The sequence below is a fragment of the Sulfitobacter sp. CW3 genome (assembly GCF_019392245.1).
GTDB lineage: Bacteria > Pseudomonadota > Alphaproteobacteria > Rhodobacterales > Rhodobacteraceae > Sulfitobacter.
The window spans coordinates 402407-428737 of the sequence record NZ_JAHXRL010000004.1 but is presented as its reverse complement, the minus strand read 5'-3'; the positions used below and the strand labels follow the sequence as shown (position 1 = coordinate 428737).

Annotated in this window: 26 protein-coding genes; 12 read left to right on the top strand and 14 right to left on the bottom strand. The window is 57.0% G+C overall.

Annotated elements, in window-relative coordinates; genetic code table 11:
* Positions 1-31 precede the first annotated feature (31 nt).
* Both KZZ06_RS12150 and KZZ06_RS12145 read right to left on the bottom strand, forming a co-directional pair.
* Positions 32-490, bottom strand: coding sequence for a GAF domain-containing protein (locus tag KZZ06_RS12150; RefSeq protein ID WP_219580309.1), 459 nt, complete (start codon positions 488-490; stop codon positions 32-34).
* Between the two features lie 77 nt (positions 491-567).
* Positions 568-1740: an acetyl-CoA C-acyltransferase gene (locus tag KZZ06_RS12145; protein ID WP_219580308.1), complete on the bottom strand. Its 1173-nt coding sequence runs from the start codon at positions 1738-1740 to the stop codon at positions 568-570.
* An 88-nt stretch (positions 1741-1828) separates the two neighbouring features.
* Between KZZ06_RS12145 and KZZ06_RS12140 the strand changes: the two genes are divergently transcribed.
* The 3 genes from KZZ06_RS12140 to ggt all read left to right on the top strand — a co-directional run bounded on the left by KZZ06_RS12140 (position 1829) and on the right by ggt (position 4531).
* Complete coding sequence (locus KZZ06_RS12140; RefSeq protein WP_219580307.1) at positions 1829-2164, top strand: STAS domain-containing protein; 336 nt, start codon at positions 1829-1831, stop codon at positions 2162-2164.
* A gap of 2 nt (positions 2165-2166) precedes the next feature.
* Positions 2167-2673: an ATP-binding protein gene (locus tag KZZ06_RS12135; RefSeq protein ID WP_219580306.1), complete on the top strand. Its 507-nt coding sequence runs from the start codon at positions 2167-2169 to the stop codon at positions 2671-2673.
* 280 nt (positions 2674-2953) lie between these two features.
* Positions 2954-4531, top strand: a complete 1578-nt coding sequence (gene ggt, locus KZZ06_RS12130) for a gamma-glutamyltransferase (RefSeq protein WP_219580305.1) — start codon at positions 2954-2956, stop codon at positions 4529-4531.
* Between the two features lie 43 nt (positions 4532-4574).
* Here the strand turns inward: ggt and hspQ are convergent, their stop codons facing one another.
* Positions 4575-4901 carry a heat shock protein HspQ gene (hspQ, locus tag KZZ06_RS12125; RefSeq protein WP_219580304.1) on the bottom strand — a complete coding sequence of 109 codons (327 nt, stop codon included), beginning with the start codon at positions 4899-4901 and terminating at the stop codon, positions 4575-4577.
* 84 nt (positions 4902-4985) lie between these two features.
* Between hspQ and KZZ06_RS12120 the strand changes: the two genes are divergently transcribed.
* Positions 4986-5867 carry an AEC family transporter gene (locus KZZ06_RS12120; protein WP_219580303.1) on the top strand — a complete coding sequence of 294 codons (882 nt, stop codon included), beginning with the start codon at positions 4986-4988 and terminating at the stop codon, positions 5865-5867.
* 71 nt (positions 5868-5938) lie between these two features.
* Complete coding sequence (locus KZZ06_RS12115; RefSeq protein ID WP_219580302.1) at positions 5939-6532, top strand: lytic transglycosylase; 594 nt, start codon at positions 5939-5941, stop codon at positions 6530-6532.
* 331 nt (positions 6533-6863) lie between these two features.
* Here the strand turns inward: KZZ06_RS12115 and KZZ06_RS12110 are convergent, their stop codons facing one another.
* The 4 genes from KZZ06_RS12110 to KZZ06_RS12095 form a co-directional block, all read right to left on the bottom strand.
* Complete coding sequence (locus tag KZZ06_RS12110; protein ID WP_219580301.1) at positions 6864-7469, bottom strand: outer membrane lipoprotein carrier protein LolA; 606 nt, start codon at positions 7467-7469, stop codon at positions 6864-6866.
* Positions 7470-7627: 158 nt separating this feature from the next.
* Positions 7628-10489, bottom strand: a complete 2862-nt coding sequence (locus tag KZZ06_RS12105) for a DNA translocase FtsK (protein WP_219580300.1) — start codon at positions 10487-10489, stop codon at positions 7628-7630.
* A 17-nt stretch (positions 10490-10506) separates the two neighbouring features.
* The gene (locus KZZ06_RS12100) at positions 10507-11691 is read right to left on the bottom strand and encodes an aminotransferase class I/II-fold pyridoxal phosphate-dependent enzyme (RefSeq protein WP_219580299.1); all 1185 of its coding nucleotides are present in this window, start codon (positions 11689-11691) and stop codon (positions 10507-10509) included.
* Between the two features lie 107 nt (positions 11692-11798).
* Complete coding sequence (locus KZZ06_RS12095; RefSeq protein WP_219580298.1) at positions 11799-13127, bottom strand: amidase; 1329 nt, start codon at positions 13125-13127, stop codon at positions 11799-11801.
* Positions 13128-13213: 86 nt separating this feature from the next.
* Here KZZ06_RS12095 and KZZ06_RS12090 point away from each other — a divergent pair, with 86 nt between their 5' ends.
* Positions 13214-14440, top strand: a complete 1227-nt coding sequence (locus tag KZZ06_RS12090) for an FAD-dependent monooxygenase (RefSeq protein ID WP_219580297.1) — start codon at positions 13214-13216, stop codon at positions 14438-14440.
* Positions 14441-14444: 4 nt separating this feature from the next.
* Here the strand turns inward: KZZ06_RS12090 and KZZ06_RS12085 are convergent, their stop codons facing one another.
* The 5 genes from KZZ06_RS12085 to KZZ06_RS12065 all read right to left on the bottom strand — a co-directional run bounded on the left by KZZ06_RS12085 (position 14445) and on the right by KZZ06_RS12065 (position 17977).
* Positions 14445-14630 (bottom strand): Trm112 family protein, encoded by a 186-nt coding sequence (locus KZZ06_RS12085; protein ID WP_257884323.1) that lies wholly within the window; start codon positions 14628-14630, stop codon positions 14445-14447.
* On the bottom strand, positions 14627-15271 hold the full coding sequence (locus KZZ06_RS12080; RefSeq protein ID WP_219580296.1) for an LON peptidase substrate-binding domain-containing protein: 645 nt from the start codon (positions 15269-15271) through the stop codon (positions 14627-14629). The genes KZZ06_RS12085 and KZZ06_RS12080 overlap by 4 nt, the downstream gene beginning before the upstream one ends.
* Positions 15272-15298: 27 nt before the next feature.
* Positions 15299-16213, bottom strand: a complete 915-nt coding sequence (gene trxA, locus KZZ06_RS12075; protein WP_219580295.1) for a thioredoxin — start codon at positions 16211-16213, stop codon at positions 15299-15301.
* A 52-nt stretch (positions 16214-16265) separates the two neighbouring features.
* Positions 16266-17054 (bottom strand): exodeoxyribonuclease III, encoded by a 789-nt coding sequence (locus KZZ06_RS12070; protein WP_219580294.1) that lies wholly within the window; start codon positions 17052-17054, stop codon positions 16266-16268.
* Positions 17055-17290: 236 nt separating this feature from the next.
* Positions 17291-17977, bottom strand: coding sequence for a response regulator transcription factor (locus KZZ06_RS12065; protein ID WP_219580293.1), 687 nt, complete (start codon positions 17975-17977; stop codon positions 17291-17293).
* 166 nt (positions 17978-18143) lie between these two features.
* Between KZZ06_RS12065 and ribA the strand changes: the two genes are divergently transcribed.
* Together ribA and KZZ06_RS12055 are read left to right on the top strand one after the other, a co-directional pair.
* Positions 18144-19232 carry a GTP cyclohydrolase II gene (gene ribA / locus KZZ06_RS12060; protein WP_219580292.1) on the top strand — a complete coding sequence of 363 codons (1089 nt, stop codon included), beginning with the start codon at positions 18144-18146 and terminating at the stop codon, positions 19230-19232.
* Positions 19229-19723: a L,D-transpeptidase gene (locus tag KZZ06_RS12055; protein ID WP_219580291.1), complete on the top strand. Its 495-nt coding sequence runs from the start codon at positions 19229-19231 to the stop codon at positions 19721-19723. Before ribA ends, KZZ06_RS12055 begins: the two co-directional genes overlap by 4 nt.
* A 41-nt stretch (positions 19724-19764) precedes the next feature.
* On the opposite strand, the gene KZZ06_RS12050 is transcribed toward KZZ06_RS12055, so the two are convergent.
* Positions 19765-20418 (bottom strand): YggS family pyridoxal phosphate-dependent enzyme, encoded by a 654-nt coding sequence (locus tag KZZ06_RS12050; RefSeq protein WP_219580289.1) that lies wholly within the window; start codon positions 20416-20418, stop codon positions 19765-19767.
* Between the two features lie 100 nt (positions 20419-20518).
* A complete protein-coding gene (locus KZZ06_RS12045) occupies positions 20519-21409 on the bottom strand; it encodes a porin (protein ID WP_219580288.1) in 891 nt (296 codons plus the stop codon).
* Between the two features lie 296 nt (positions 21410-21705).
* Between KZZ06_RS12045 and KZZ06_RS12040 the strand changes: the two genes are divergently transcribed.
* From KZZ06_RS12040 to holA, 4 genes are all read left to right on the top strand, one after another.
* Positions 21706-22203: a DUF3576 domain-containing protein gene (locus tag KZZ06_RS12040; RefSeq protein WP_219580287.1), complete on the top strand. Its 498-nt coding sequence runs from the start codon at positions 21706-21708 to the stop codon at positions 22201-22203.
* 87 nt (positions 22204-22290) lie between these two features.
* Positions 22291-24837 carry a leucine--tRNA ligase gene (gene leuS, locus KZZ06_RS12035; RefSeq protein WP_219580286.1) on the top strand — a complete coding sequence of 849 codons (2547 nt, stop codon included), beginning with the start codon at positions 22291-22293 and terminating at the stop codon, positions 24835-24837.
* Positions 24824-25309 (top strand): LPS assembly lipoprotein LptE, encoded by a 486-nt coding sequence (lptE, locus tag KZZ06_RS12030; protein ID WP_219580285.1) that lies wholly within the window; start codon positions 24824-24826, stop codon positions 25307-25309. The genes leuS and lptE overlap by 14 nt, the downstream gene beginning before the upstream one ends.
* Positions 25306-26304: a DNA polymerase III subunit delta gene (gene holA, locus KZZ06_RS12025; protein WP_219580284.1), complete on the top strand. Its 999-nt coding sequence runs from the start codon at positions 25306-25308 to the stop codon at positions 26302-26304. The genes lptE and holA overlap by 4 nt, the downstream gene beginning before the upstream one ends.
* The last annotated feature ends 27 nt before the right edge of the window (positions 26305-26331 follow it).

The window sequence follows — 26331 nt, the reverse complement described above, 5'->3', positions numbered from 1 at the left end:
CGCTGCCCCAGCTTCGTGAAAAAATCCAGAACTATTTCACGGCAGCAAAGCAGTTTTTTAAGATGGCTTGGAATTGGTCAGCATCTGTTTGGGTAAAGGCATCGGGTTGATTGCTGTCGATATCGAAAACGCCGATCAAGCCACCGGCACCGTTCCAAACCGGCAGAACCAGCTCTGACCGCGTGGAGCTTGCGCAGGCAATATGCCCATCAAACGCATCGACATCGGCAACCAACTGGGTCTGCCCCGTGCGCGCCGCAGCACCGCAAACACCACGGGAAAACGGAATGACCAAGCATCCATGCCCACCTTGATACGGCCCGATCTTCAACAGCTCTGGTTCGGTCACCCGATAAAACCCCGTCCAATCGAACCTGTCATCGGCGTGGTGAACCTCGCACGCGACTGTGGCCATCAAGGCGACCGCATCGGTTTCGCCATCGGTCAGCGATTGCAGCGTTGTGGCGAGGGTAGCGTAGTCGATATTCATGTGACACCTTTTGAAACAACGGTTGAAGGGGGCTGTCTGCCCCCCTATCCCCCCGAGGATTTTTATCCATTTGGAAATTAAGGGCGCTCAATCGCGATGGCCGTTCCTTCGCCACCCCCGATACAAATCGCCGCGATGCCACGTTTAAGACCACGCTTTTCCAGTGCATTCAGAAGCGTGACGATAATGCGAGCCCCTGACGCGCCAATCGGGTGGCCCAGCGCGCAGGCACCACCGTTCACGTTCACGATATCATGGGACAGGCCCATCTCGTGCATGAAAGCGAGCGGGACAACGGCGAAGGCTTCGTTAACCTCCCACAGATCTACGTCTTCTTTTTGCCACCCCAATCTGTCGAGCAGTTTTTGTGCGGCGGGCACTGGGGCGGTGGTGAAAAGACCGGGGGCCTGAGCGTGGCTGGCGTGGCCCATAATATGGGCGCGAACGGTCAGCCCTTGATCAGCTGCCGCTTGTTCGGAGGCGAGCACAAGAGCCGCCGCACCATCGGATATCGACGAAGAGTTTGCGGCAGTGACCGTGCCACCCTCGCGAAAGGCCGGCTTGAGGTTCGGTATCTTCTCGGGCCGCGCATTCGCAGGTTGCTCGTCTGCGCTGACGGTCGAGCTGCCTTTGCGCGTGACAAGCTCCATCTGCGCGATCTCGTCATCGAAAGCGCCGCTGGATTGTGCCTCTAGCGCGCGCGACAGGGACGCGAGGGCATAGTCATCCTGAATGGCGCGGGTAAATTGAAACGTCTCGGCGCAGTCTTCGGCGAAGGTGCCCATGAGGCGACCTTTGTCATAGGCGTCTTCGAGACCGTCGAGAAACATATGGTCGATGACCTGAGCATGGCCCAAGCGGGCCCCGCCACGCATTTTCGGCAAAACGTAAGGCGCGTTTGTCATGCTTTCCATGCCGCCCGCGACCATCACATTTGTGTGGCCCAATGCAATCTGATCAAAGGCGATCATCGCGGCTTTCATCCCGGAGCCACACATCTTGTTGAGCGTCGTGGCGGGCACCTCTTCGCCAAGGCCAGCCTTGAAACCGGCCTGACGCGCAGGTGCTTGGCCTTGGCCGGCGGGCAAAACGCAGCCCATCAGAACCTCGTCTACGGTTTTAGCCCCGGCACCGTCCAACGCGGCCTTGATCGCGTGACCGCCAAGGTCGGCGGCGGTCATATCTGCGAAAATACCCTGAAACCCACCCATTGGCGTGCGCGACGCACCTGCAATGACAACTTTTTGCACTTTGAACTCCCCCCAAAGAATTAAAAACCGAATCGTAAGACATCTGCCGTATCCAGCGGGGATACTGCATTATCTTTGGGACCAGAATATGAGACTTTCGGCCGAAACAGAAGAGCTACTGCAAGTGGTGACGGTTCTTGACGATCGAATTGACGCTGCCGTCGCGTTAGAGTTCAAGGAAAATGTGCGGCAAATAACCGAAACCGCGCCAGCAACGGTCATATTGGACCTAAGTGCGGTGGTATTCATTGATTCCAGCGGGTTGGGCGCAATCGTCGCCACGATGAAACACCTTGCACCCCAGCGCACCCTCGTACTTGCCGGGCTTACAGCGCCTGTGGACCGTGTCTTTCGTCTGACGCGCATGGACAGTGTGTTTTCGCTGTATCCGACACTCAGCCACGCCCTGGAAGATCTATCGTAGCAATGGTCGCACGCAATCAAGGGGATAAAGTTGGTCGTGACAACGCGTTTGTGGGCGTATTCGAGATGTCGCTTGCGGGCAGAACGCAGGCCGTCAGGGATGCCCTAACGACGTGTCGGGCACATCTGTCCACGATCTGCAGAAACTCAGAAAAATTAGATGACATCGAATTGGTGATCGCGGAGACGCTCAATAATATTGTTGAGCATGCTTTGGCAGAGCGACAAGACGATGCACCGATCCAGATATCCTGTACGCAAGACGGCGATCTGATCTCGCTTGTTTTCAAAGATTCCGGCATCCCGTTTGCCAATCATACACCGCCGGGCCCGAAGCAAGTCGGAACCATCGCTCACGCGAAATCGCTACCGGAAGGGGGATACGGCTGGGGCCTGATCCACCACTTGGCGCACGACATCTCTTATGTCAGGGTGAACCAGCACAATGTGCTAACCATCGTCTTTGATGGGGTCACATCCATCACTGACAACGCGCAAAAGCCTTCTTAATAAGGCTGCGCTTGCAGCACCCGTCCGCACACTGCGGCACAAATGGACATGCTGTTCCACCCTTTCACCCCAAAAGTGCCGCGGCGGCATCATAGTTTTGCCCAGCTTTGAGGTCATACGTAGCGGCGTAGCTGCAACAAAGCTTCCCTCAGCATCGTGTTTTATAGCCCCCACCCAGTGCGCGATGCTGAGGACTTACCCATCCAGAAAATATTGGTTTTCCATCCTGCAGCGCGCTAGGTTCCGTAAAAAGAACCACCGCAACAGGAACAATTTCATCATGCGCGACTTTCAACTTCCCGGACGGTCCCCCGTTCTGGCGACAAATGGCATGTGTGCCACGTCCCATCCCTTGGCCGCCAAAACAGCGATCAACATTCTGGAACAAGGCGGCAATGCGATGGATGCCGCCATTGCTGGTGCCGTTTTGTTAGGGATTTGCGAACCGCAAATGACAGGAATCGGCGGGGATTGCTTTGTGCTGTATTCCCCTGCTGGCAGCGACGATGTGCATGCGCTGAACGGTTCGGGCCGTGCGCCACAAGCGTTGAACGCGGCGATCTTGCGGGACGCAGGCGAAACAACTGTGCCTTTGACCAGCCCGCATGCTGTATCAATTCCCGGCGCGATGGATGCATTCTGCACGCTGTCCAACGATATTGGTAAACTGGGCCTTGATACGCTGCTCGCACCTGCAATTCACTATGCTGAAAATGGCGTGCCGGTCGCAGCACGCGTGGCATTTGACTGGGCCAATGACGCGGGCACATTGCAGGGCAAGGCACGCGACGTTTACCTCATGAACGGCAAGGCCCCGCAATCTGGTGCAATCTTTCGCGCGCCCGGCCAAGCCGAAGTGCTGCGCCGTGTTGCCAAAGATGGCCGCGACGCATTCTATACCGGCGAAATCGCAGAAGACATGGTTGCAGCACTTGGCAAGCTAGGCGGTCTGCACACGACCGAAGATTTTGCCAATACCGCCTGCACCTATGGTGACCCCATTGCGGCGACCTATAAAGACCTCGAAGTGTTGGAACATGCGCCAAACGGCCAAGGGGCGACCGCGCTTTTGATGATGAATATGCTGAGCCATTTCGACATCGCATCAATGGATCCGCTAGGTGCAGAACGTGTGCACATCGAGGCAGAGGCCGCCAAGCTGGCCTATGACGCGCGCAACCGTTTCCTTGCCGATCACGATCACACATCGCGTCTGGAACACATGCTGGACCCGGCAACCGCACAGAAACTGGCCGCGCTGATTAATCCGGCCAAGGCGATGGCCGACCCAAAACCACTGTCCGAAGCCGTTCACAAGGATACCATCTATATCACTGTGGTCGACAAGGATGGCATGGCGGTTTCGCTGATCTATTCGATTTTCCACGGCTTCGGGTCCGGCATTGCGTCCGACAAATTCGGCATCTTGCTGCAAAACCGTGGCGCGGGCTTTACCCTTGAAGAAGGGCACGTGAACGAGCTGCAAGGCGGCAAGCGCCCAATGCACACGATTATTCCCGGCATGATCCGCCAGAATGGCAAGGTGATGATGCCGTTCGGCGTCATGGGCGGGGCGTATCAACCCAACGGTCACGCGCGGTTGGTCTCAAACCTGATCGACTTTGGCATGGACCCACAGACCGCCATTGATGCGCCCCGGGCGTTCACCGACAAGGGCATCTTGAGCGTCGAAAGCGGATATTCCGACGATGTCCGCGCCAAGCTGTCGGACATGGGCCATAGGGTCGCGATTCCCCGAACAGCGATCGGCGGCGCACAGGCGATCAAGCTGCGCAGCGATGGTGTTCTAGAAGGTGCAAGTGACCCGCGCAAAGACGGCTGCGCATTGGGGTACTAAACAACAGCGGAGGGCGTGGAAACGCGCCTTCCGGCTTACCGGCTTAGTTCAGCTGGAAATGCAGGGGGTATGCGCCATCGGTCAACGGGCCGAACAAATCGGGGATGTCAGGATGTTCAACAGGTTCGCCAGAATAATCCGCGACCAGGTTCTGTTCTGACACATACGCCACGTAATAACTTTGGTCGTTTTCAGCCAGCAGATGATAGTACGGCTGGTCTTTTATCGGTCGGCTGTCTTCGGGAATCGCTTCGTACCATTCATCGGTATTGGCAAATTCAGGATCGACATCAAAAATCACGCCGCGAAACGGGTGTTTTTTGTGGCGAACGATCTGGCCCAGATGATATTTTGCGCGTGTTCTAATCATAACATTGATGCACCTACCTTTCGTTAGTAGTCCCTTCAAGGGGCATTTGTCCAATGTCCGAGCCCAAAGATAAGGAAACAGTGCGTGAACCTAACGCTAACAGTGCTTGAGATCGTCGCCCCGGTGTTCCTGCTTGCCGGGATTGGCTTTGCGTGGGTGAAGCTTGGCTTTGAATATCGCATCCAATTTGTCACCCAATTGGCGATGACCCTATCCGTGCCCTGCCTGATCTTTGTGTCCCTCATGAACACACAGATTGAACCCGCTGCGCTGACCGCTTTGTCGCTGGCGACAGTGGTTGCCTATGGTGGTGTCACATTGACGGCGGCGGCAGTTGTCTGGGGCATGGGTCTAAATCGCCGGACCTATCTGGCACCGTTGATTTTTGGCAATACGGGCAATCTGGGCCTGCCTTTGGCGCTGTTTGCCTTTGGGGATGCGGGGCTTAGCTATGCGGTGGTTGTGTTCGCGGTCATGGCAATATGGTCGTTCACCTTTGGCATTTGGCTGGTCGCCGGCGCAGGGTCATTCGGCAAAGTCATGCGCGAACCGCTGGTTTGGGGCACGCTACTGGGCGCGCTGTTTCTGGTGCAAGGCTGGCAAACGCCCAAGTTTCTGACAAACACGCTCAGCCTGTTGGGGCAGATGGCGATCCCGATGATGCTGATCACCTTGGGCGTTGCCGTGGCGCGATTGACGCCCGGCGGCATTGGTCGTGCGGTTGTACTGTCGGCGATCAAGCTGGTTATTTGCGTCGCAATCGCGTGGACAGCAGGCATGTATTTTGAGCTGGATCACACGGCGCTTGGCGTTCTGGTGCTGCAGGTTGCCACCCCCGTCGCCGTCACGTCATATTTGCTGGCTGAAAAATACGGTGCCGACGCGCAATCGGTGGCAGGGCTGGTTGTCGCATCGACATTGATGTCGGTGGCCGCCTTGCCAATTCTGCTAGCGTTTTTGTTATAAATTTTCAGTGGGCGCACCCGTGGAAATCTGGTAAACTATCCAAAATAATAAAACGACAAAGCGAGAGGCCGATGAGCAGAACCTTTTGCGCCCTAATAATTGCTGTGTTTTTAGCATCTTGTGGTGGAGGCGGTCCCTCCAATGCCCCAAGGGAGTTGGATAACGCGTGTACGATTCTTAAGGAGCGCCCGAATTACTACAAAGCTTTCAGGAAAAGCGAACGCCGTTGGGGCGTTCCTGTGCACGTCCAGATGGCCACGATCCATCAGGAAAGCAGATTCGTCGCCGATGCGCGCACACCGTTTCGCTATGTGATCGGTGTGATCCCGATGGGGCGCCAGTCCAGCGCCTTTGGCTATAGTCAGGCGCTTGATGCCACGTGGGACGAGTATTTGAGGGAAGCCGGACGCCGCTTTGCCAAGCGCGACCAGATTGATGACGCGGCCGATTTCATGGGCTGGTACATGACCAAAAGCCGTACAAAAAACGGTATCGGCTTACATGATGCGCAAAACCAGTATCTTGCGTATCACGAAGGCAACACCGGTTTTGCGCGCCGTACCTATAACTCAAAGCCATGGCTGATCGAGGTCGCACGCAAAGTACAAATGCGCGCCGATATGTATCAAGGTCAAATCGAGAGTTGCCGCCTGCGTCGTTGGTAAAGCAAAGGGCCCGGGGAATCGATTGGTGAGCTCTGATACCAGGACCATCGGTCTGGTATCAGAGCAGGGCTGAATCCACGCGTTGTCCCGGCAGCCCGGTGCTGGCACATCACGGTGCACCACTTCGCGCTTTGCCTCTCGCCGTGTTATTGGGTTCGTTCATGCTCGTGTCGGGCATGGTTATGCTTGTCCTACGCGGACATCGACAAGGCCGAAATCCCCCGCGCCAGAGTAAAGAAACCTCGTCCCGACCCGTTGAAATTGCGAGACGGCACGAGGCTCTAGAACATAAATTGCAAGAGGGTTTAGTGTATCCCCCCGGCCCTTTTGGTTAGCGATTTACGGGAGGTGCCTTGCCGCTGACATCAAATATACTATTCGCCAGCGCGCCGCCCTTTTTCAGCTCGCCCAGAACAACAGTGGTCTGGCTGCCATTGCCGTCATTGATCACCCACTGGCGCAGTTCGACGGGATTACCCGTAAACTTAAGTTCAATATTGCCATATTCAGGGTGTTCAGGGTCTTGGGCCCGCACGGTTGTCGATGTCCCATCATAGCTGTGGCCCGTCACCATTTTCGCCTGCCCCAAGTTCACATCTGCCGCCAAAATTATCGAAAGCGGCGTCTTTGACAGCGGATATGTTTCCGCCGGTTGGTTCGACTTTTTGTCGTAGATGACAACGGTGTTGCTACCTGCGATCACGATGCCCGTATCAGGCGCGTTATATTCAAAACGCACTTTGCCGGGACGTTTGATATAAATTACACCGGTGCTGATCGATCCATCATCGTTGATCTGGGTGAAATCGCCCTGTGCGGTCTTCATCGCGTTCAGATAGCTTGAAATCGCATTCAAGGGCAGCTTTTCGGCAGCCGCAGGAAGTGCTGCCGCCAGACCAAGGCCGAAAGCCAGAACAGTGGTGGTCACAAAACGCATCTAAGTATTCCTATTATTATTCAGGTGCCTCACCCCAGACATAGGGTTTTGTGCGATGATATGCGATATCACGCGGCATGATATCGCCTAACAGCCCATAAACGAAACGGGGCCAGCCCGTTTCCAAGCCAACCCCGCATCCAAGTCTTTCGTTCCGGTTACCCTTGCTCGGGTACCAGTATTTCGCGTTTACCGACGTGGTTTGCAGGGGAAACGAGGCCCTGCTCTTCCATCTGCTCGACCAGCCGTGCGGCTTTGTTATAGCCGATCGCCAGTTTGCGCTGGATGTACGAGGTCGAACATTTGCGATCTTTTATCACGATCGCGACGGCGGTGTCATACAGCGCGTCTTCACCATCGGTGTTGCCACCCAGACCCAAAACGGCATCAATGCTGCCCTCTTGATCGTCAGATGGTCCTTCAACCACGCCCGAAACATAGTCCGGTTCGCCATAAGCCTTCAGGTGGTTCACGATTTCTTCGACTTCTTCATCGGATACGAACGGCCCGTGGCAACGGACAATTTTGGACCCGCCCGCCATGTACAGCATATCACCCATACCCAGCAGTTGCTCTGCGCCCATTTCACCAAGAATGGTCCGCGAGTCGATCTTGGACGTTACCTGAAACGAAATCCGCGTTGGAAAGTTCGCCTTGATCGTACCGGTAATTACGTCAACCGACGGGCGTTGCGTGGCCATAATCAGGTGGATACCCGAGGCACGCGCCATCTGCGCAAGCCGCTGAATACAGGCTTCGATCTCTTTGCCCGCAACCATCATCAGATCGGCCATCTCATCGACGATGACGACAATATAAGGCAATGTTTCGGGCTTGAATTCATCCGTCTCGAAGATGGGTTCGCCGGTTTCTTCGTCAAATCCAGTTTGCACTGTGCGGCTGAACAACTCGTCTTTGGCCAGCGCTTCGCGCACGCGGCCATTATAGCCTTCGATATTGCGCACGCCCATTTTGGACATTTTGCGATACCGTTCTTCCATCTCGCCCACTGTCCATTTCAGCGCGACAACAGCCTTTTTCGGGTCGGTCACAACGGGGGACAGCAAATGCGGGATACCGTCATAAACCGACAGCTCCAGCATCTTGGGATCGATCATGATCATCCGGCATTCTTCGGGTGTCAGCTTGTACAGCAATGACAAGATCATCGTATTGATCGCCACCGATTTACCCGACCCCGTTGTACCCGCAATCAACAGGTGGGGCATCTTGGCAAGGTTCGCGACCACAGGATCGCCACCAATATCTTTGCCCAAGGCAAGCGGCAGGCGCATGGTGCTGTCGCCGAAATCACGGGCGGCCAGAATTTCACGCAGAACAACTTTCTCGCGGTTTTCGTTTGGCAATTCGATACCGATGACGCTGCGACCCGGAACAGTCGAAACACGGGCGGACAATGCGGCCATGGACCGGGCGATGTCATCCGCCAAACCGATCACACGGCTGGCCTTCAAACCGGGTGCCGGTTCAAGTTCGTACATTGTGACAACGGGGCCCGGACGCACGGCAACGATTTCGCCCTTAACGCCATAGTCATCCAGCACGTTTTCCAGCATGCGCGCATTTTCTTCCAGCGCGTCATCGCTCAGGTGCAGCCGTTCAACGACATCCGGGCTTTCAAGCAGGTTCAGCGGTGGCAATTCGAAACCGGGGTGCGTGTCCTCAAACGTCAGGCCGGGCTGGGCCTCGGCTTGGGCTTTTTTGCTGGGTTGGATCGCTTTGCGGATCGGTTGCTGGACAACTTTCCGCGGTGCCGCGACAGGGATACTCATCGCGTCATCGACCGCTGCCTCTTGCAGTGGCAAAGCCTCGTCTTCGCGGTAGGCCATAGTATCCGCGGCGATATCCGTTTCGTGCTGGAACTGCGCATTGGACAGGCCCGAAACCGTCAAAGGCGGCTCGACGCGGGCCGCACCTGTCAGGGGCGGCTCTTCGCGCATGTGATTGCGCGGGGTCGGATCAAGAACGAGCGGATCAGGGCCACGGCCGCGACCACGTGTCAGCGGTGTTGTTGTCGGTGTGTGCACCGCATTGGCAGTGCGAACGCGGCTTTTGATGACATCAGCGATCTTTGATTTGATCCGGTCATCACTGGGGGCTTGGTCGATTTCAACATCGGACCAATCCTCGACCAGCTCGGGTTCCGGCATTGGACCGGCCCGTTTTACCAGCGCCGGCATTTTGGCCAGCAGGCCGGTTTTCGGGGCTGCAAACGGGGTTGGCGCTGTCGCATATTGTGCCTGCGACGCTGCAAATTCCGCGTCTTCTTCTGCCTCGACCCGGTTGCGTTCACGGCGCTCGGATTGGCGCGCTTGCACCTTTTGTGCGGCCACAACCGCGCCAGACGCCCCACGGCCCAGCAAATTCATCAAACCCGCATAGACCATAATCACACCCACCAGCATGAACCGGAAAATGCGGCTCAGCTCGGCCTTGGTGAAACCCATAACAAACGCGCCAAGCGCAAGGATCGCCGGCCCCATCAGCACTGACATCATTTTGATCGTAAAGATCGACCCGATAGGCAAGATCGTCAGGATCGCCCCCATCACCGTATCGCCAAACAGCCCGCCCAGACCAAAGCTGTGGGTCTGAAGCCACTGTGCATCGGGGGTCAAAGTTGCCCCATAGATCGAACAAAGTGCCACCGCGATCGGCGCAAAGATCAAGCGCCCCATCGCGCGATCAGCACCACGGTGCAACGCAAACCGCGCACCCCAGGCCAGCAGGATCGCGGCAACAGCCCACGCGCCCCAACCCACAATCATAAACAACGGTGCAGCCAGCGATGCGCCCATGCGGCCCAGCCAGTTTTGTGCAGGCGCGTCGGTGGACACCATCCAGTTGGGATCATCCGGCGTGTAGCTGCCGATCATCATTGCCGCCATCAGACCCAGCACAATCAGCCCGACGCCCAGCAATTCCTTGCCGCGTTTTTCAATCGCCTCGGCCATCTTGCTGTCCAGCAGGGGGTCGCGTCCGCGTGTCTGATATGCCATTGCTCTGATCCCTCGTCTTATTCTGGATAGAGACAATCACGGATCGCTTGGATCCCGCGCGTTGTCTCTTCTATTGGGGCGACCATGGCCACCCGGATATATTTCTTGCCGGGGTTTTCCCCGTTCACGGTCTGCGCCAAATAGCCGCCGGGCAGTACCCGCACACCGGTTTCGCGCCACAGTTTCAGCGCCGCGGCCTCGTCATCCTCGACCGGAAGCCAAAGAAAGAACCCCGCCTCGGGGCTGACGTATCCGGGCACATTGCCCAAAATGCGGTCGGCCACTTCGTATTTCTCGATATAAAGCGCACGGTTTTCCGCCACGTGTTCTTCGTCTGCCCACACTGCTGCAGCAGCGGCCTGCAAAGGCAACGGCAACGGCGCGCCTGCATAATTGCGCAGCTGCTTGATCTCGCGCATGGTGTTCGGCCCGCTCGCGACAAAGCCTGCCCGCAGGCCCGGCAAGTTCGACCGTTTTGACAGCGAATGGAAAATCACAACGCGGTCGGGGTCAGCGCCAACTTCTTGTGCGACCTGCAAGGCACCGACGGGCGGCGTATCGCGGTAAATCTCGGAATAGCATTCATCGGCGAAAATCTTGAAATCGTATTTCTCGGCCAGCGCCAGCAATTCGGTCCAGTATTCACGGCTTGCCACTGCGCCCTGCGGGTTGGCGGGCGAACAAATATAGGCGGCCGTGGTCCGGTTCAGCACGTCCTCCGGCAGGTTGGCAAAGTCAGGCAGATGGCCGGTTTCCAGCGTTGCCGGGACCATAACCGGATCAGCGGCACCGGAAATCGCCGCGATCATATAGACCTGATAAAACGGGTTCGGCATCAAAATCGCCGGCTTTTGGCCGTTCTTGGTTTCAGGGCAAACAGCCATCACAGCATTATACAGCCCTTCGCGCGTGCCGTTCAGCGCCATGACTTGCGTGTCGGCATCCACCGTCACGTCATAGCGGCGCTTGATCCAATCAGCGATGGCGCCACGCAATTCTGGCGATCCATCGTTGGGGGGATAGCTGTTAAATCCGGCGGCGTTTTGCACGATGACATCAGTAACCCAGGCCGGAAACGCATGTTTCGGCTCGCCTATCGTCATATGAATAGGCACACCGCCACCTTCATGCACGTCAAGCAATGCACGTAGACGCGGCCACGCATGGGCCGGAAGGTTCGAAAACCGCTCGGGGTACAACATCAAAACTGCCTCGGGTTCGGGATCATAAGCGCCCCGTTTCTTCCAAACTACCCAAGGGCTTGCCTCACGTCCAGAGAATCTAGGACATCAGGCAGCTTTTGTGTCTTTTAGGCCAATGCCTCTTGTGCTGCTGCCGCCAGACGTAACAGGCGTTCCTCGGCACCCGGTGCTGCCATCATCATCAACCCGCAAGACGCAGTGCCGGTCGGCAAGGTCATTGCGCAGACCCCCATCAGGTTGCCGATACGCGTGTTGCGCAATGCCAACAGGTTGGCCGACACGTAATAGTCGTGGTCGTCCTCCAGCCTTTCCAACTTGGGCGGCAGGATCGGGGCGGTCGGCAAGATCACCGCGTCAAAGCCGGCGGTCGCACGGGCATAGAGCTTGCGTATCGCCTCCAGCTTGGCCCAAGCGGCAACATAATCGGGGCCGGAATGGCTTTTACCCAGCCGGAACCGCTCAAGGATTTCCGCAAACATCGCGTCCGGATTTTCCTCGATTACGTCGCGCCACAGGCCATAGGCTTCGGCGGTGAACAAACAGCCACTTAGCGGCATCGCGTTTTCCAGATCGGCGAAGTTCAGGTCCTCGACAATGGCACCGGCGTCCTTCAGTTTTTCGACCGCGGAGGCAAAGGCGGCTGCGGGTATGTCCGCCACATCATCCATCGCGACTGTGCGCAAAACCCCGAACCGGCGACCTTCCAGATCAACGCTGGATAAATCAGCCGGTTTCGTCCCCTCAAGCGCGGCTAGCAAAAGGCCCGCATCTTCGACCGACCGGCACAGCGGCCCCACCGTATCGAATTGCTTGGCAAGGGGCACAACGCCCTCCAACGACACACGACCTGCCGTGGTTTTCAGCCCGACCAGATCATTCCACGCCGCCGGAATGCGCACCGAACCGCCCGTGTCAGACCCGATCGCCGCAGCAGCCAGACCAAATGCGACCGATGCCGCCGCCCCCGACGAAGACCCCCCCGAAACGGCCCCATGATCGTTCACACATGGGGGCGTTGCGGTTGACGGATTGTGGCCCAAACCCGAAAATGCCAGCTCGCTCATGTGGGTTTTGCCAAGGCAGACCAACCCCATCGCCGTCGCGTTTTTCAAAACTTCGGCATCGTCCTGCGGAATGCGGTCTTTCAACAGCAAAGACCCCGCTTCGGTCGCCACATCGGCGGTATCGAACAAGTCTTTCCAGCTGATTGGTACACCATCCAAAGGCGACAACCGCTGCCCTGCCTTAGCGCGAACCGATGCGGCGCTGGCCTCGGACATGGCGCGGCCGGCTGTGACGCGGGCGTAAATCTGGTCTCGCAACGGGTGCGCTTCGATTGCATCCAGATATGTTTTGCACAAACCAACCGGATCAATTTGTCCGTCCTCAATGCCCCGTCCCAAATCCGCCGCAGTCATTGTAAGCCAGTCTTGCATATCGATCCCTCGTTAATGTGCTGAAACGAACGGTAGCGGCGGTTGCACGCATGGACAATCCCTGACGCAAGACCATATTGAAGCACATGGAGTTTGACACAGATATCGCAATCGTTGGCGGTGGGCTGAACGGCCCCGCCTTGGGTTTGGCACTGGCCCAGATCGGCCTGCGGGCAACCATTATTGACCGGTTGGAAAGCGATGTGCGCAAAGACACCGGTTTCGACGGGCGATCCTATGCGCTGGCACTGACATCCACGCGGTTGCTGGACGGTATCGGTGTCTGGGGCGACGTGGCAGAAAATGCCCAGCCGATGCTTGAGATCAAAGTAACCGACGGGCGCGCAGGCGAAGGGCCATCGCCGTTTTTCATGCATTTCGATCATGCCGAGATCGAAGAAGGCCCGATGGGTCATATGGTCGAAGACCGCTATTTGCGCCGCGCATTGGCCGATGCAACCCAAGCCGCCGAAGGTATTACGCTGCTGAATGGCGAAGACGTCATAGCGCAGGATGTGGACGCATCGGGTGTCACGCTGACATTGGCCAGCGGCAAAACCGTGCGGGCAAAGCTGCTGGTTGGCGCGGATGGCCGCGGTTCGGGCACAGCCATGCGCGCAGGTATCAAACGTATCGGTTGGGGCTATGCGCAAACTGCGCTGGTCTGTGCGATTTTGCATGAAAAACCCCACGACGGGGTCGCGCATCAGTTCTTTATGCCCCCCGGCCCGCTTGCGATCTTACCGTTGACCGAAAATCGTTCTTCTATCGTTTGGAGCGAAACCACAGATAACGCCGCCCGGATCAATGCGTTGCCCGATGACGCCTATCTGAATGTTTTGCGCCCGAGGTTTGGCGACTTTCTGGGTGAAATATCACTGGCTGGCGCGCGCTTTACCTATCCGCTGAGCCTGTCACTGGCGCACGCCATGGTCGCCGACCGCGTTGCGCTGCTGGGCGATGCGGCGCATGGCGTCCACCCAATCGCGGGCCAAGGGTTGAATGCGGGGATGCGCGATGTCGCGGCCTTGGCCGAGGTGATTGCAGACGCGCTGCGCCGTGGTCAGGACGTGGGTAGTGCTACGGTTTTGGATCAATACCAAATCTGGAGACGCTTTGATAACACCGCGCTTGCGCTAGCTACTGACAGCTTTAACCGGTTATTCTCAAACGATAATTCATTACTTCGAATCGCGCGTGATGTGGGGATGGCAGCCATCAATGCACTGCCCGGTGCGCGGCGCGGATTTATCCGCGAAGCTGCGGGATTAACCGGGGAACTGCCCCGTTTAATGCGGGGCAAACCGCTATAGGTGGCTAGTCCAACACCCGCGCTTCGTCGACCAGCATGACCGGGATGCCGTTGCGGATCGGATAGGCCAGCCCTGCCGCCTTGGACACCAGTTCTTGGTTTTCGGCGTCATAGATCAGCGTGGTTTGCGTGCGCGGACAAATCAGCGCCTCCAGCATACGGCGGTCAAATTGTATCTCTTCGCGGCTCAATTCATCATCTCCCCTTCATGGCCACCACGCAGGGTGTATTCAATCAATGTCAGCAGTGTTTCACGGCGCGTCGAAAGCGACGGTGCCTCGAGCAGGGCCTGCTTGTCCTCGGATTCGAGGTCCAGCATCATCGACAGTGAATTGATCAGCAATTCATCATCCGCTTCTTGTAACGTATCCCAATCCGCCGACAGGTTGCGCGCATCGAAATAGCGGCCAAGCGTGTCGAGAAAGTGATCGCGGTCAAAATCGACGTCTTCTTCGTCTTTGCCCAGATCCCGTTCAAACCCGTCCCAGCTTACGTCGCAGCGGCGGTAGGGTGTGAACCCTTCGACCTCTTGCACAACACGGAAACGAGATACCCCGCCAAGGGTAATCATATAGCGCCCGTCTTCCGTCTCGGAGAACTGGGTAATCCGGCCCGCGCAGCCAATGGTTTGTAGACCGGGCCCGTCGCGGCCCGGCACAACATTCGGCTGAACCATCCCGATCAGGCGGCCAGACGTCTTCAAGCTGTCCTCGATCATTTGCAGATATCGGGGCTCAAAAATATGTAGCGGCAACCGCGAGCGGGGCAACAACAATGCCCCGCCCAGCGGAAAAATCGCGATCGTATCTGGCAGCTCTGATTGCTTTATCATGAGGCTCTATCTAGTGCGTGAGACACCTTAAGCAAATATCATCGAGCTAAGCTTGCGACGGCCATTCAGCGCGATCGGGTCATTTGCCTTCAGTGCATCGAATATGGTGAAAAGCTGTGTCTTGGCGGCCCCGTCATTCCATTCACGATCCTTGCCAAACAAGGTCAGCAAATGGTCAACGGCACCCTGAACTTCACCATGCGCATAAAGCGCTGTGGCCAGATCAAACCGCGCTTGCAGATCATCGGGGTTGGCATCCACAGCCGTCTGCAATTCGGCAACAGGACCAGCACCGGCAGCCTGACGGGCCAGTTCCAGCTGCGCATGCGCCGCTTCAAGCTCGGGTGATGTCGAGATTTCAATGGGCGCACCGTTCAGATGCGCTTCGGCTTCGTCCAGCTTATCCAGCGCGATATAGGCGCGCACCATGCCGCCGTAAGCACCTGCGTGGTTGGGGTCTTCGCCCAGAATGGCAGCAAAGGTATCAGCGGCGTCCTGCGCTGCGCCCTCGGCCAGCATGTCTTCGGCAGCGGCAACGGCCTCGTCCAACGCGGCACCGGGGGCCTCCCCGCCACTGGCCTTGATCACACGTTCGATAAAGGCTGTGATCTCGGACTGTGGCTGTGCGCCTTGGAAGCCGTCAACCGGTTGGCCCTTGTAGAACGCATAGACCGTTGGCAGCGATTGAATTTGCATTTGCCCGACGATTTGCTGGGCTTCGTCCGCGTTGATCTTGACCATCTTGACCGCGCCCTTGGCTGCGCGCACCGCGTCTTCCAGCATCGGGCCAAGCGTCTTGCAAGGGCCGCACCACGGCGCCCAAAAATCAACGATAACCGGAACGTCTTGCGATGCCTCGACCACATCGGCCATGAACGTCGCCTCGGTCGTGTCTTTGATCAGGTTTGCGTCTTGCGCAGGCGAAAGGTTCAAATCCATCATATCAATATCCTCACTTGGGGTTGCTCTCTATATGTGAGCACGCCCCGCTATTTCAAAGGTCGAATGTCGCAAAGACTGGTACGTGGTCGCTGGGTTTTTCCCAACCGCGCACATCACGCAAGATTTTGCTGGAATGCGCTGCGTTGGAAATATCAGGTGTCGCCCAAACATGGTCAAGCCGCCGGCCCTTGTCGGCGGCATCCCAATCCTTGGCGCGATATGACCACCAACTGTACAAATTGCCCTCGGGGATGTCTTGGCGCGTGATATCGACAAAACCGCCCGCGTTCTGCGTTTCGGCCAGTTTTTCCACCTCGATCGGGGTGTGGCTGACCACCTTAAGAAGCTGTTTATGCCCCCATACGTCATCCTCGCGCGGGGCGATGTTCAGATCACCAACAAGGATGGATTTCTGCGGCTTGTCGCTGTGAAACCAGTCCCGCATATCCGCCAGATAATCCAGCTTCTGGCCAAATTTCTCGTTCACTTCGCGGTCGGCCACATCGCCACCTGCGGGAACATAAAAGTTCTGGATGGTCACGCCGTTTTCCAGTCTGGCCGCGACATGACGCGCATGGCCTAATGTCGCAAAATCCTGATCACCCGCATCCTCAAGCGGCAGACGCGATAGAATGGCAACGCCATTATACCCCTTCTGCCCGCGGGCAACCATGTGGGTATAGCCCGCTGCATGAAACGCTTCGGTCGGGATTTTATCAACCGGGCTTTTGCATTCCTGCAAGCACAGCACATCCGGCCCGTGGTCTTGTAGCAGCTTCAGCACAAGCGGCTCGCGCAGTCGAACCGAGTTAATATTCCATGTCGCTAGCGTAAATGGCAAAGAACCGTCCCCCAAATCAGATCGCGCGCACCCTAGCGCGAAACCGGCCGTGGCCACCATGGCGAATTGATCGGGATGCCGGACAAAAAAAGACCGGGCACAAAGGCCCGGCCTAGTCCAACAGGGAGGTATGTATCAATTCCCGGATACAATAGTCGGGTTCAAACCGATTGGCGGGTCATGAAAACCCCGCCACTCGGGATTATAACGGCCACAAGGCCGCTTTGGTTCCGCCGTCAGGAAATTAATCTATAACCACCTGATTCAGTTACCAGAATTCGTGCATTCGAGGGGTCAGGCTCGATCTTTTGACGCAACCGGTAAATATGGGTTTCAAGCGTGTGCGTGGTGACGCCCGCATTATATCCCCACACCTCGTGCAACAGGGTATCGCGCGGCACGACGCCAGCCGCAGAGCGGTACAGAAACTTCAAGATATTGGTTTCTTTTTCGGTCAGACGAATTTTCTTATCGTCCTCGGTTATCAGCAGTTTCGCAGAGGGTTTGAACGTATACGGGCCAAGCTGGAAAATCGCTTCTTCGGATTGTTCGTGTTGGCGCAGCTGTGCGCGAATGCGGGCCAGAAGGACCGGAAACTTGAATGGCTTGGTGACGTAATCATTGGCACCCGCGTCCAGACCCATGATCGTATCCGCGTCGCTGTCATGGCCCGTTAGCATCAAAATCGGGCTTTTCACGCCTTGGGTACGCAGATCACGGCACAAATCACGGCCATCAATGTCGGGCAGTCCAACATCAAGGATCACCAGATCATACAGCGCCTCGGCGGCCCGAGACTTGGCATCAGCCCCGTTGGCAGCTTCGAAAACGTCAAAGTCTTCGGTCAGCAATAATTGCTCGCTCAACGCATCGCGCAGGTCGTCATCATCGTCGACAAGCAGGATTTTTTTCAACTGGGCCATATTCGCTCATCCTCTTTAACTTATCTAAAGGTGTGTTCACAAACCTGTGTGACAAGGGGCACAGCCAATTATTCACAGGACCGTGCACAAAACACGGCAAATGTTTCAATTTGGGGGCAACTCACTTAAGTATCTTAAAATAACCGATGCGAAAGATTACACGAAGATGGCATTTAGTCCCGATATCACCGAACAGCTGGCCCGGGCGCGGGCAGATCTGCGTATGGGCGTGCCTGTCGTTTTTCTGGGCGATGCCCCCGTTCTGGTAATCGCCGCTGAAACATTGACACCGCAACGCTTGTCCGACCTTCTTGCGCTTGGCGGGGAACCGGTTTTGGCAATCACGTCGCGGCGCGCCGAAACCCTCAAGGCACGTGCCTATGATGGTACCCTCGCCCGTGTTGTGCTGCCGCCTGATGCAACGCCAAGATGGGTGCAGTCTATCGCCGATCCGGCGGACGATCTGCGCAGCCCGATGAAAGGGCCGCTGAAATGCGCGCGCGGCGGGGATGCCACGGCCCATGGTGCTGCGCTGCAACTGGTCAAATCGGCGCGCTTGCTGCCCGCCGCCATCGTGCTGGACCTGCCTGATGCTGCCGGATTTGCGGCCACACACGGCCTGACAACACTGTCATTGCGCGCCGCGCTGCCCGTTCTTGCCGCCCGCAGCCCCTTGCATCCTGTGGTTAACGCACGTCTCCCGATGGAGGCGTCAGAGGCCGGACGACTGCATATTTTCCGTCCCGATGATGGCGGCGAAGAACATTATGCCATCGAAGTTGGCCGCCCAGATCGCGCCAAACCGGTGCTGGCACGGTTGCACTCTGCCTGTTTTACCGGCGATGTGATGGGCAGCCTAAAATGCGATTGCGGGCCGCAGTTGCACGCAGCACTTGCCCAAATGGGGGCCGAAGGGCACGGCGTCTTACTATACATGAACCAAGAGGGTCGCGGCATCGGGCTGGCGAATAAAATGCGCGCCTATTCCTTGCAAGATCAAGGGTTTGACACCGTTGAAGCAAACCACCGCTTGGGCTTTGAAGACGATGAGCGCGATTTTCGCCTTGGGTCTGACATACTGAAATCTTTGGGCTTTTCGGCTGTACGGCTGTTGACGAACAACCCCCGCAAAGTCGAGATGATGGAGGCCAGCGGCATCAAAGTGGCCGAACGCGTTGCGCTAAAGGTGGGGGAAAACCGCCATAATACCGCATATCTTGCGACCAAGGCTGCCAAGTCCGGGCATCTTCTGTGACATCTGATGATATGGTCCTGACCCCCACGGGGCTGCGGTTTCAAGGCAACGTCTATCCCTGCACAATCGGTAAAACCGGCATCACCTCACATAAAAAAGAAGGCGACGGGGCGACCCCGCGCGGCGTCCACAGGATCGTTGGCATGCTGTATCGTCCTGATCGGCTGGCCCGGCCCACCGATTGGGCGAAACCGATTGGACCGCTGGATTTATGGTCTGATGACGTCAATGACAGCGACTATAACAAAATGGTCCGGGCGCCATATGCGCACCGCCATGAACAGCTTCGCCGCGCTGATCCGTTATATGACCTGATCATTCTGACCGACTGGAACTGGCCTATCGCCGTAAAGGGACGTGGTTCGGCGATCTTTATTCACCAATACCGCAGACCCGGCTTCCCGACCGAGGGGTGTATTGCCCTCTCACGGGCGCATCTGCACAGCATTGCGCCAATGATCAAACAGCACACCCGTCTGATCGTCGCGTAGGGTGGGTGCTAATCCACCACCCGCTTAACCCGCCAAGCCCGTTAACCAGCCACCCGTTCACCAAATATCGCCGATCCGACACGAACATGCGTCGCACCCAATGCGATCGCTTTCTCAAAGTCGCTGCTCATACCCATTGAAAGGCCATCCAGCCCGTTGCGCGCGGCGATCTTGGCCAGCAGCGCGAAATGCAAAGCTGCTTCTTCGTCCACTGGCGGAATACACATCAAGCCGCGAACGGGCAGGTCAAGCCCCTGACATTCCTTGATAAATGCGTCAGCTTGCGCTGGCATGACGCCCGCCTTCTGATCTTCTTCGCCGGTGTTCACTTGGATAAACATATCGGAACATTGACCCAGTTCTTGGGCCAGTCGGGCTAGGCTTGTGGCCAGCTTTGGACGGTCCAACGTGTGAATAGCATCGAAAAGCGCCATCGCAGCACGCGCCTTGTTCGATTGCAGCGGTCCGATCAAATGCAGATCAACCCCGTCGAACTGCTGTTTGAAATCGGGCCATTTTCCTTCGGCTTCTTGCACGCGATTTTCGCCAAAGCAGCGATGGCCCTGTTCAAGTACGGCCTGAACCCGCGCATTTGGCTGAACTTTGCTAACAGCTATCAATGTGACGCTGCCCGGCGCGCGGCCTGCGTCTTTTTCCGCGTTCTCAATACGTGTGGTAATGTCGTGCAAGCTCATATTTCGCCCTCTGTTTCTGATCGCACAGAACAACAGCTATGCACAAAAGAAAAGGGGCAGACCAAAGGCCTGCCCCAAATCGATAAGTATTCAGATCAACTTAGAAGTTGAAGCGAACACCCAAGTCTGCGCGTGTAGCACCGGTCAGACGCTTCGCAACACCACCACGCAGCGATGTACCGCCGCCCAGGTCGTGGTTAAAGTCGATGCCGTAGCCTGTGTCGGGCTGGTTTTCGGCGTCTGCAACATATGCTTCGATGTTCGTGGCTGCGCCAACGTCAAAGCTTGCGGCCAGAACGATGTGGTCACCGTTTGTGCCGTTGTCAGCATAGGCCAGAGTTACGTCTGCCATGCCCAGCTTGCTGCTTACAGTAGCTGCCAGCTCGGTGTCTGTTGCCAGGTTGGAGTCTTGTGCACCCAAAGCGAACGTGAAGCCAGCCATGGAGTAGGAAACATAGCCCGCAACGCGGTCATTGTCGTCGGACGCGGACAAGTGCATGCCCCAGTCACCCATGGAGTACATCAGTTCGAAACCGTTGGCACCGGCTGCGCCGTCACCACCGGAGGAGTATGCATCGGCGTTGTAGGCATAGGCTGTGTAGTCATAGCCCAGACCGGTCAGACCGAGGTCGATTGGGTACATGCCAGGCATGAATTCCAGAGCGCCGAAGATGTTACCAACGCCAACTTCCAGACCACCGGTGCGCGCGAAGAAGCGTACGCCGTTGAGGCCTGTGCCCGATGGGCTGAATGCGTTGTCGGAGTTGTTTTGCTGAATGCGAGCACGTGCACCGAATGTGACGCCTGCGTCAGATTCTGCAGTTGCGTCGATTTGCAAACGGAAACGGCTTGTTACGTTTGTGGTGCTTACGCCAGCTACGCTGTCGTCATACTGCACACCAAAACGTGCGTAGCCACCAAATGTTACGTCTGCTGCTGCTACGCCGGCGGTCGCGACCAGGGCTGTTGTAGCGAAGAGAACTTTTTTCATGAGTTATCCCTCGGTTTGAATTCATATGCCCAGACCGGGGAATCCGGAAAGGGTATGAGGGGTCTTGTCCGCCTTTGCCCCTGTTTTGGCAAGGATCGTGCTTGGGTTTGCCACAATGTTGGAGACTCTGATGCAGCTTTGCCACAGTGCCAGGAACGCGTCACTTAAGCAAACGGGGCGGCCTCTCAACACCAAGCACGGCGAAACGCCTTATACTATTGACGTGATTACATTGCGCTTGCCGATAGTACCCTGCTTGTTTAGACCAGTGTCCAAATAGGCAAAGGACGGCTGGAATGGCGCACGCTTCGGTATTTAAATCCACAATCGCCTTTATGGCGTTGGCAACCTTAGGTGCTTGCAGTGGCTTCGGCTTTGGCCCGCCCCAAGGCCCCTCTGCAGAAGAAAGAGCGGGCGCGAACGTTCCGGGTAATATTGAGACAAACACCGAAAATACGATTTGGTCGATATTCAACCGCAAGAACACTGACACCAGCGTATCTGTTAACAAATACCTGTGGTCCGCATCGCTAGAAGTGCTGAACTTTTTGCCGATCCAGTCGATTGATCCTTACACAGGTGTGATTGTCACAGGATACGGTACGCCACCCGGCAGCGGCCAATCATACCGCGCAACTGTTCTGATCGATGATCCGGCCCTTGATGGGCGGTCTTTGAACATCGCGCTGCAAACACGCGGCGGCCGCATGGTAAACAAAGCGACGTCTCGCGCTGTAGAAGATGCTATTCTGAGCCGCGCCCGCGAGATGCGGATTGCCGATAACAAATTCTAAGCCCGCACTTAACACATTCTCCATTCCAACGCCGGGCCACGCGCTAGTCGCTCGCTCGGCGTTTTTCGTTTGATAAGGTCTGCCAAGATGTCCCGCTATTCCCCCGCCGAAATCGAATCCCGCTGGCAAACCGCCTGGGAAAAAGACGATATATTCAAAGCTGTCCGTTCTGCCGACAAGCCAAAGTATTACGTGCTTGAGATGTTCCCCTATCCGTCGGGGCGCATCCACATGGGCCACGTGCGCAACTATACGATGGGTGACGTGATCGCGCGCTACAAGATCGCAACGGGCCACAACGTATTGCACCCAATGGGCTGGGACGCCTTTGGGATGCCCGCCGAAAACGCGGCGATGGCCATCGGCGGCCACCCCAAAGACTGGACATATGGCAACATCGCCGACATGCGCGGCCAGATGAAACCGCTGGGACTGTCCATCGACTGGTCTCGCGAATTTGCCACATGTGATCCGGAATACTATGGCCAGCAACAAGCGTTGTTCCTTGATTTCCTTGAGGAAGGTCTGGTCTACCGTAAGAACGCCATCGTGAACTGGGATCCGGTCGACATGACCGTTCTGGCCAATGAACAGGTCGAGGCCGGTCGCGGCTGGCGGTCAGGCGCGCTGGTTGAACGGCGCGAGCTGACGCAGTGGTTCTTCAAAATCTCGGATCACTCCGAAGAATTGCTGAACGCGCTTGATACTCTTGATAACTGGCCCGCCAAGGTCAAACTGATGCAGGCCAACTGGATCGGCAAATCGCGCGGCCTGCAATTTGCGTTCTCGACCATTGATGCGCCGGACGGTTTTGACCGGATCGAAGTCTACACAACCCGGCCCGATACGTTGCTCGGTGCCAGTTTCGTCGGCATTTCACCCGATCACCCGCTTGCCAAGACGCTTGAGAAAGATAACCCCGAAATCGCCGCGTTCTGCACGGAATGCCGCAAGGGGGGCACCACCGAAGAAGCGATTGAAACTGCGGAAAAGCTGGGAATGGATACCGGTCTGCGCGTGCGCCATCCCTTTGATACGTCATGGGAATTGCCGGTTTATATCGCTAACTTTATCCTGATGGATTACGGCACGGGTGCCATCTTTGGCTGCCCTGCGCACGATCAGCGTGATTTTGAATTCGCAACGAAATATGGTTTGCCCATCACATCGACCTTCCTGCCCTCCGAAGACGCTGATCCCAAAGTGACCGAAGCCTACGTTCCGGCGAAATCGGAACGCGTATATTACAACGGTGGCTTTGCAGGCGAGCAATGGCAAACCGGAGACGAGGCCATCGCGACAGCGATTGAGGCATGCGAAGCAAAAGGCGTCGGTCAAGGCGTGACCAAATACCGTCTGCGCGACTGGGGCTTGTCCCGCCAGCGCTATTGGGGCTGCCCGATTCCCGTTGTGCATTGCAACGATTGCGGCGTCGTTCCCGAAAAGAAAGAGAACCTGCCGATAGAACTGCCCTATGACGTCAGCTTTGATGTGCCGGGCAATCCGCTGGACCGCCATCCGACATGGCGCGACTGTGCCTGCCCGTCCTGTGGCGCGCCCGCAAAGCGTGAAACCGATACAATGGACACGTTCGTCGATTCGTCGTGGTACTTCGCCCGCTTTACCGCGCCCCACGCCGATACCCCGACTGTCATGGAAGACGCTGAATATTGGATGAACGTCGATCAATATATCGGCGGCATCGAACACGCGATCCTTCACCTGCTTTATTCGCGCTTCTTTGCCCGCGCGATGCAGATCACGGGGCACCTGCCAGAAAAGGCGATTGAGCCCTTTGATGCGCTGTTCACCCAAGGCATGGTGACCCACGAGATTTACCAAACCAAAGGCGAGAACGGCCGCCCCGTCTATCACCTGCCCGAGGACGTAACCGACGGCAAGCTTGCCGATGGTACCCCGGTAGAGATCATTCCGTCAGCGAAGATGTCGAAGTCGAAAAAGAACGTCGTCGATCCGCTGGGCATTATTGCCAGCTATGGCGCAGATACAGCGCGCTGGTTTGTTCTGTCTGATTCCCCCCCAGAACGGGACGTGGAATGGACAGCTTCCGGTGCCGAAGCCTCGTATAAACACCTTGGCCGGGTCTGGAATATCTCGAACCGGATCACCGAAATGGCGCAAGATGCCAGCGGCGAAGGCGATGACGACCTGCTGCGCGCCATGCACAAAACCATTCACGATGTGACAATGGGCGTCGAATCCTTTGGCTTTAACGCAGCCATTGCCAAGCTTTACGCTTTCACTGCGGCGCTGCATAAATCCAAGGCCGGACACGCCGCACAGCGCGAGGCCATCATGACCCTTGCACAGCTTATGGCCCCGATGACCCCGCACCTGTCGGAAGAAATCTGGGCTGCACAAGGCGGCGCGGGCCTGATCACCACGTCCCCATGGCCCAAAGCGTCAGAAAAGATGTTGGTTGATGATACCGTGACGCTGCCGATCCAGATCAACGGCAAACGGCGCGCCGAAATTCAGGTGCCCGCCGATATGTCGAAAGAAGAGGTTGAAAAGATCGCGCTGAGCCACGAAGCTGTTATTCGTACCCTTGATGGTGCCACGCCTAAAAAGGTGATCGTAGTGCCCGGACGGATCGTCAATGTCGTTGCCTAACCGCCGCCTTATGCTGGCGCTGCCCTTGCTGGCGCTGGCCGCTTGCGGGTTTCAACCCGTCTATGGCCCCGGTGGCGCGGGTACAGCCTTGCAAAACAGTGTTGCAGTGGACGCGCCAGACGATGCGTTCACCTATACGCTGGTCCGCGAGATCGAGACGCGGTTGGGCCGCCCTGCTGCGGCCAAATACGGACTGGCGCTAACCGTGACCACCAGCGAGGAAGGTCTGGCGATTGATACCGCCGACAACACCAGACGCTACAACCTGATTGGCAAAGCCGACTTTGCGCTGCGCGACCTTGGTACCGGGCAAATCGTTTCGTCCGGTAACGTCGAAAACTTTACCGGCTATTCCGCGACCGGGTCCACCGTTGCGACCCTTGCCGCTGAACGCGATGCCCAGGTGCGCTTGATGACAATGCTGGCCGACCAGATCGTGACCCGGCTTTATGCGGCTGACCTGACCCAATGAAACTGCCGCCCCGCGACGCCACTGCCTATTTCAAAAAGCCCGACCCGAACAAAACAGGGCTGCTGATCTACGGCAGCGATGCGATGCGCGTCGCCCTGAAACGGCAGGAATTCCTTAAGGCGTTGCTGGGTGCCAATGCCGAAGAAGAAATGCGGCTGACCCGTATCCAAGCCGCCGACCTGCGCCGTGATCCGCCAATGCTGCTGGATGCGTTAAAGGCGGTTGGCTTCTTTCCCGGCCCCCGCGCTGCTTTTGTCGAAGACGCGAACGACAACATTGCCAAAATACTGATCGACGCGCTGGCCGATTGGCAGCCGGGCGATGCGCAAATCGTGGTGACCGCTGGCGATCTCAAGAAAACGTCAAAGGTTCTTAAGGCGTTCGAGGCGCATAAAACCGCCTTTGCTACGCCCATTTATGACAATCCACCCGACCGTGCCGAGATCGAGCGTATATTGTCCGAGGCCAAGCTAAGCCCCGAACCCGATGCAATGGGATCGCTCAGCGAACTTGCCCGCGTGCTGGACCCCGGTGATTTTCGCCAGATGGTCGAAAAGATCACCCTATACAAGATCGGCGATCATGGCCCCCTGACCGCCGAAGACGTTGGCAATTGCGCGCCCACCTCAACCGAGGCCGAAGTTGACGATATCCTGCACGTCGTGGCCGAAGCCCGTGCTGGCGACATCGGGCCGGTGATGGCAAAACTGCAAGCGCAAGGCGTGAATGCCGTTACCTTGATCATTATGGCCACGCGCCATTTTCGCACACTTTACCGCATCGCCAGCAACCCCGGCGGGCAGATATGGGGTGTCCGCGACCGCGACCGCGCCATGCGTCAGGCCAAAAGCTGGGGCGCGGCCAAGCTGGAAACCGCGTTGACCGTGTTGACGGATACCGATCTGACGCTGCGGTCAGCGGGCCAACATGCGCCCACGATGGCGCTGGTTGAACGTGCCTTTATCCGGCTGGCAATGTTGGGCGCGCAACGCTAACTTTGGTCGAAATTCCTAGGGGGGACA

Bases quoted from the DNA above. Each gene is read 5' to 3' on its own strand.
- KZZ06_RS12150 (WP_219580309.1), bottom strand. From the start codon at position 490: ATGAATATCGACTACGCTACCCTCGCCACAACGCTGCAATCGCTGACC.
- KZZ06_RS12045 (WP_219580288.1), bottom strand. From the start codon at position 21,409: ATGAAAAAAGTTCTCTTCGCTACAACAGCCCTGGTCGCGACCGCCGGC.
- KZZ06_RS12105 (WP_219580300.1), bottom strand. From the start codon at position 10,489: ATGGCATATCAGACACGCGGACGCGACCCCCTGCTGGACAGCAAGATG.
- KZZ06_RS12090 (WP_219580297.1), top strand. From the start codon at position 13,214: ATGGAGTTTGACACAGATATCGCAATCGTTGGCGGTGGGCTGAACGGC.
- KZZ06_RS12100 (WP_219580299.1), bottom strand. From the start codon at position 11,691: ATGTTGTACCCCGAGCGGTTTTCGAACCTTCCGGCCCATGCGTGGCCG.
- KZZ06_RS12080 (WP_219580296.1), bottom strand. From the start codon at position 15,271: ATGATAAAGCAATCAGAGCTGCCAGATACGATCGCGATTTTTCCGCTG.
- KZZ06_RS12065 (WP_219580293.1), bottom strand. From the start codon at position 17,977: ATGGCCCAGTTGAAAAAAATCCTGCTTGTCGACGATGATGACGACCTG.
- KZZ06_RS12115 (WP_219580302.1), top strand. From the start codon at position 5,939: ATGAGCAGAACCTTTTGCGCCCTAATAATTGCTGTGTTTTTAGCATCT.
- trxA (WP_219580295.1), bottom strand. From the start codon at position 16,213: ATGATGGATTTGAACCTTTCGCCTGCGCAAGACGCAAACCTGATCAAA.
- holA (WP_219580284.1), top strand. From the start codon at position 25,306: ATGAAACTGCCGCCCCGCGACGCCACTGCCTATTTCAAAAAGCCCGAC.
- KZZ06_RS12095 (WP_219580298.1), bottom strand. From the start codon at position 13,127: ATGCAAGACTGGCTTACAATGACTGCGGCGGATTTGGGACGGGGCATT.
- hspQ (WP_219580304.1), bottom strand. From the start codon at position 4,901: ATGATTAGAACACGCGCAAAATATCATCTGGGCCAGATCGTTCGCCAC.
- KZZ06_RS12040 (WP_219580287.1), top strand. From the start codon at position 21,706: ATGGCGCACGCTTCGGTATTTAAATCCACAATCGCCTTTATGGCGTTG.
- leuS (WP_219580286.1), top strand. From the start codon at position 22,291: ATGTCCCGCTATTCCCCCGCCGAAATCGAATCCCGCTGGCAAACCGCC.
- lptE (WP_219580285.1), top strand. From the start codon at position 24,824: ATGTCGTTGCCTAACCGCCGCCTTATGCTGGCGCTGCCCTTGCTGGCG.
- KZZ06_RS12110 (WP_219580301.1), bottom strand. From the start codon at position 7,469: ATGCGTTTTGTGACCACCACTGTTCTGGCTTTCGGCCTTGGTCTGGCG.
- ribA (WP_219580292.1), top strand. From the start codon at position 18,144: ATGGCATTTAGTCCCGATATCACCGAACAGCTGGCCCGGGCGCGGGCA.
- ggt (WP_219580305.1), top strand. From the start codon at position 2,954: ATGCGCGACTTTCAACTTCCCGGACGGTCCCCCGTTCTGGCGACAAAT.
- KZZ06_RS12050 (WP_219580289.1), bottom strand. From the start codon at position 20,418: ATGAGCTTGCACGACATTACCACACGTATTGAGAACGCGGAAAAAGAC.
- KZZ06_RS12135 (WP_219580306.1), top strand. From the start codon at position 2,167: ATGGTCGCACGCAATCAAGGGGATAAAGTTGGTCGTGACAACGCGTTT.
- KZZ06_RS12140 (WP_219580307.1), top strand. From the start codon at position 1,829: ATGAGACTTTCGGCCGAAACAGAAGAGCTACTGCAAGTGGTGACGGTT.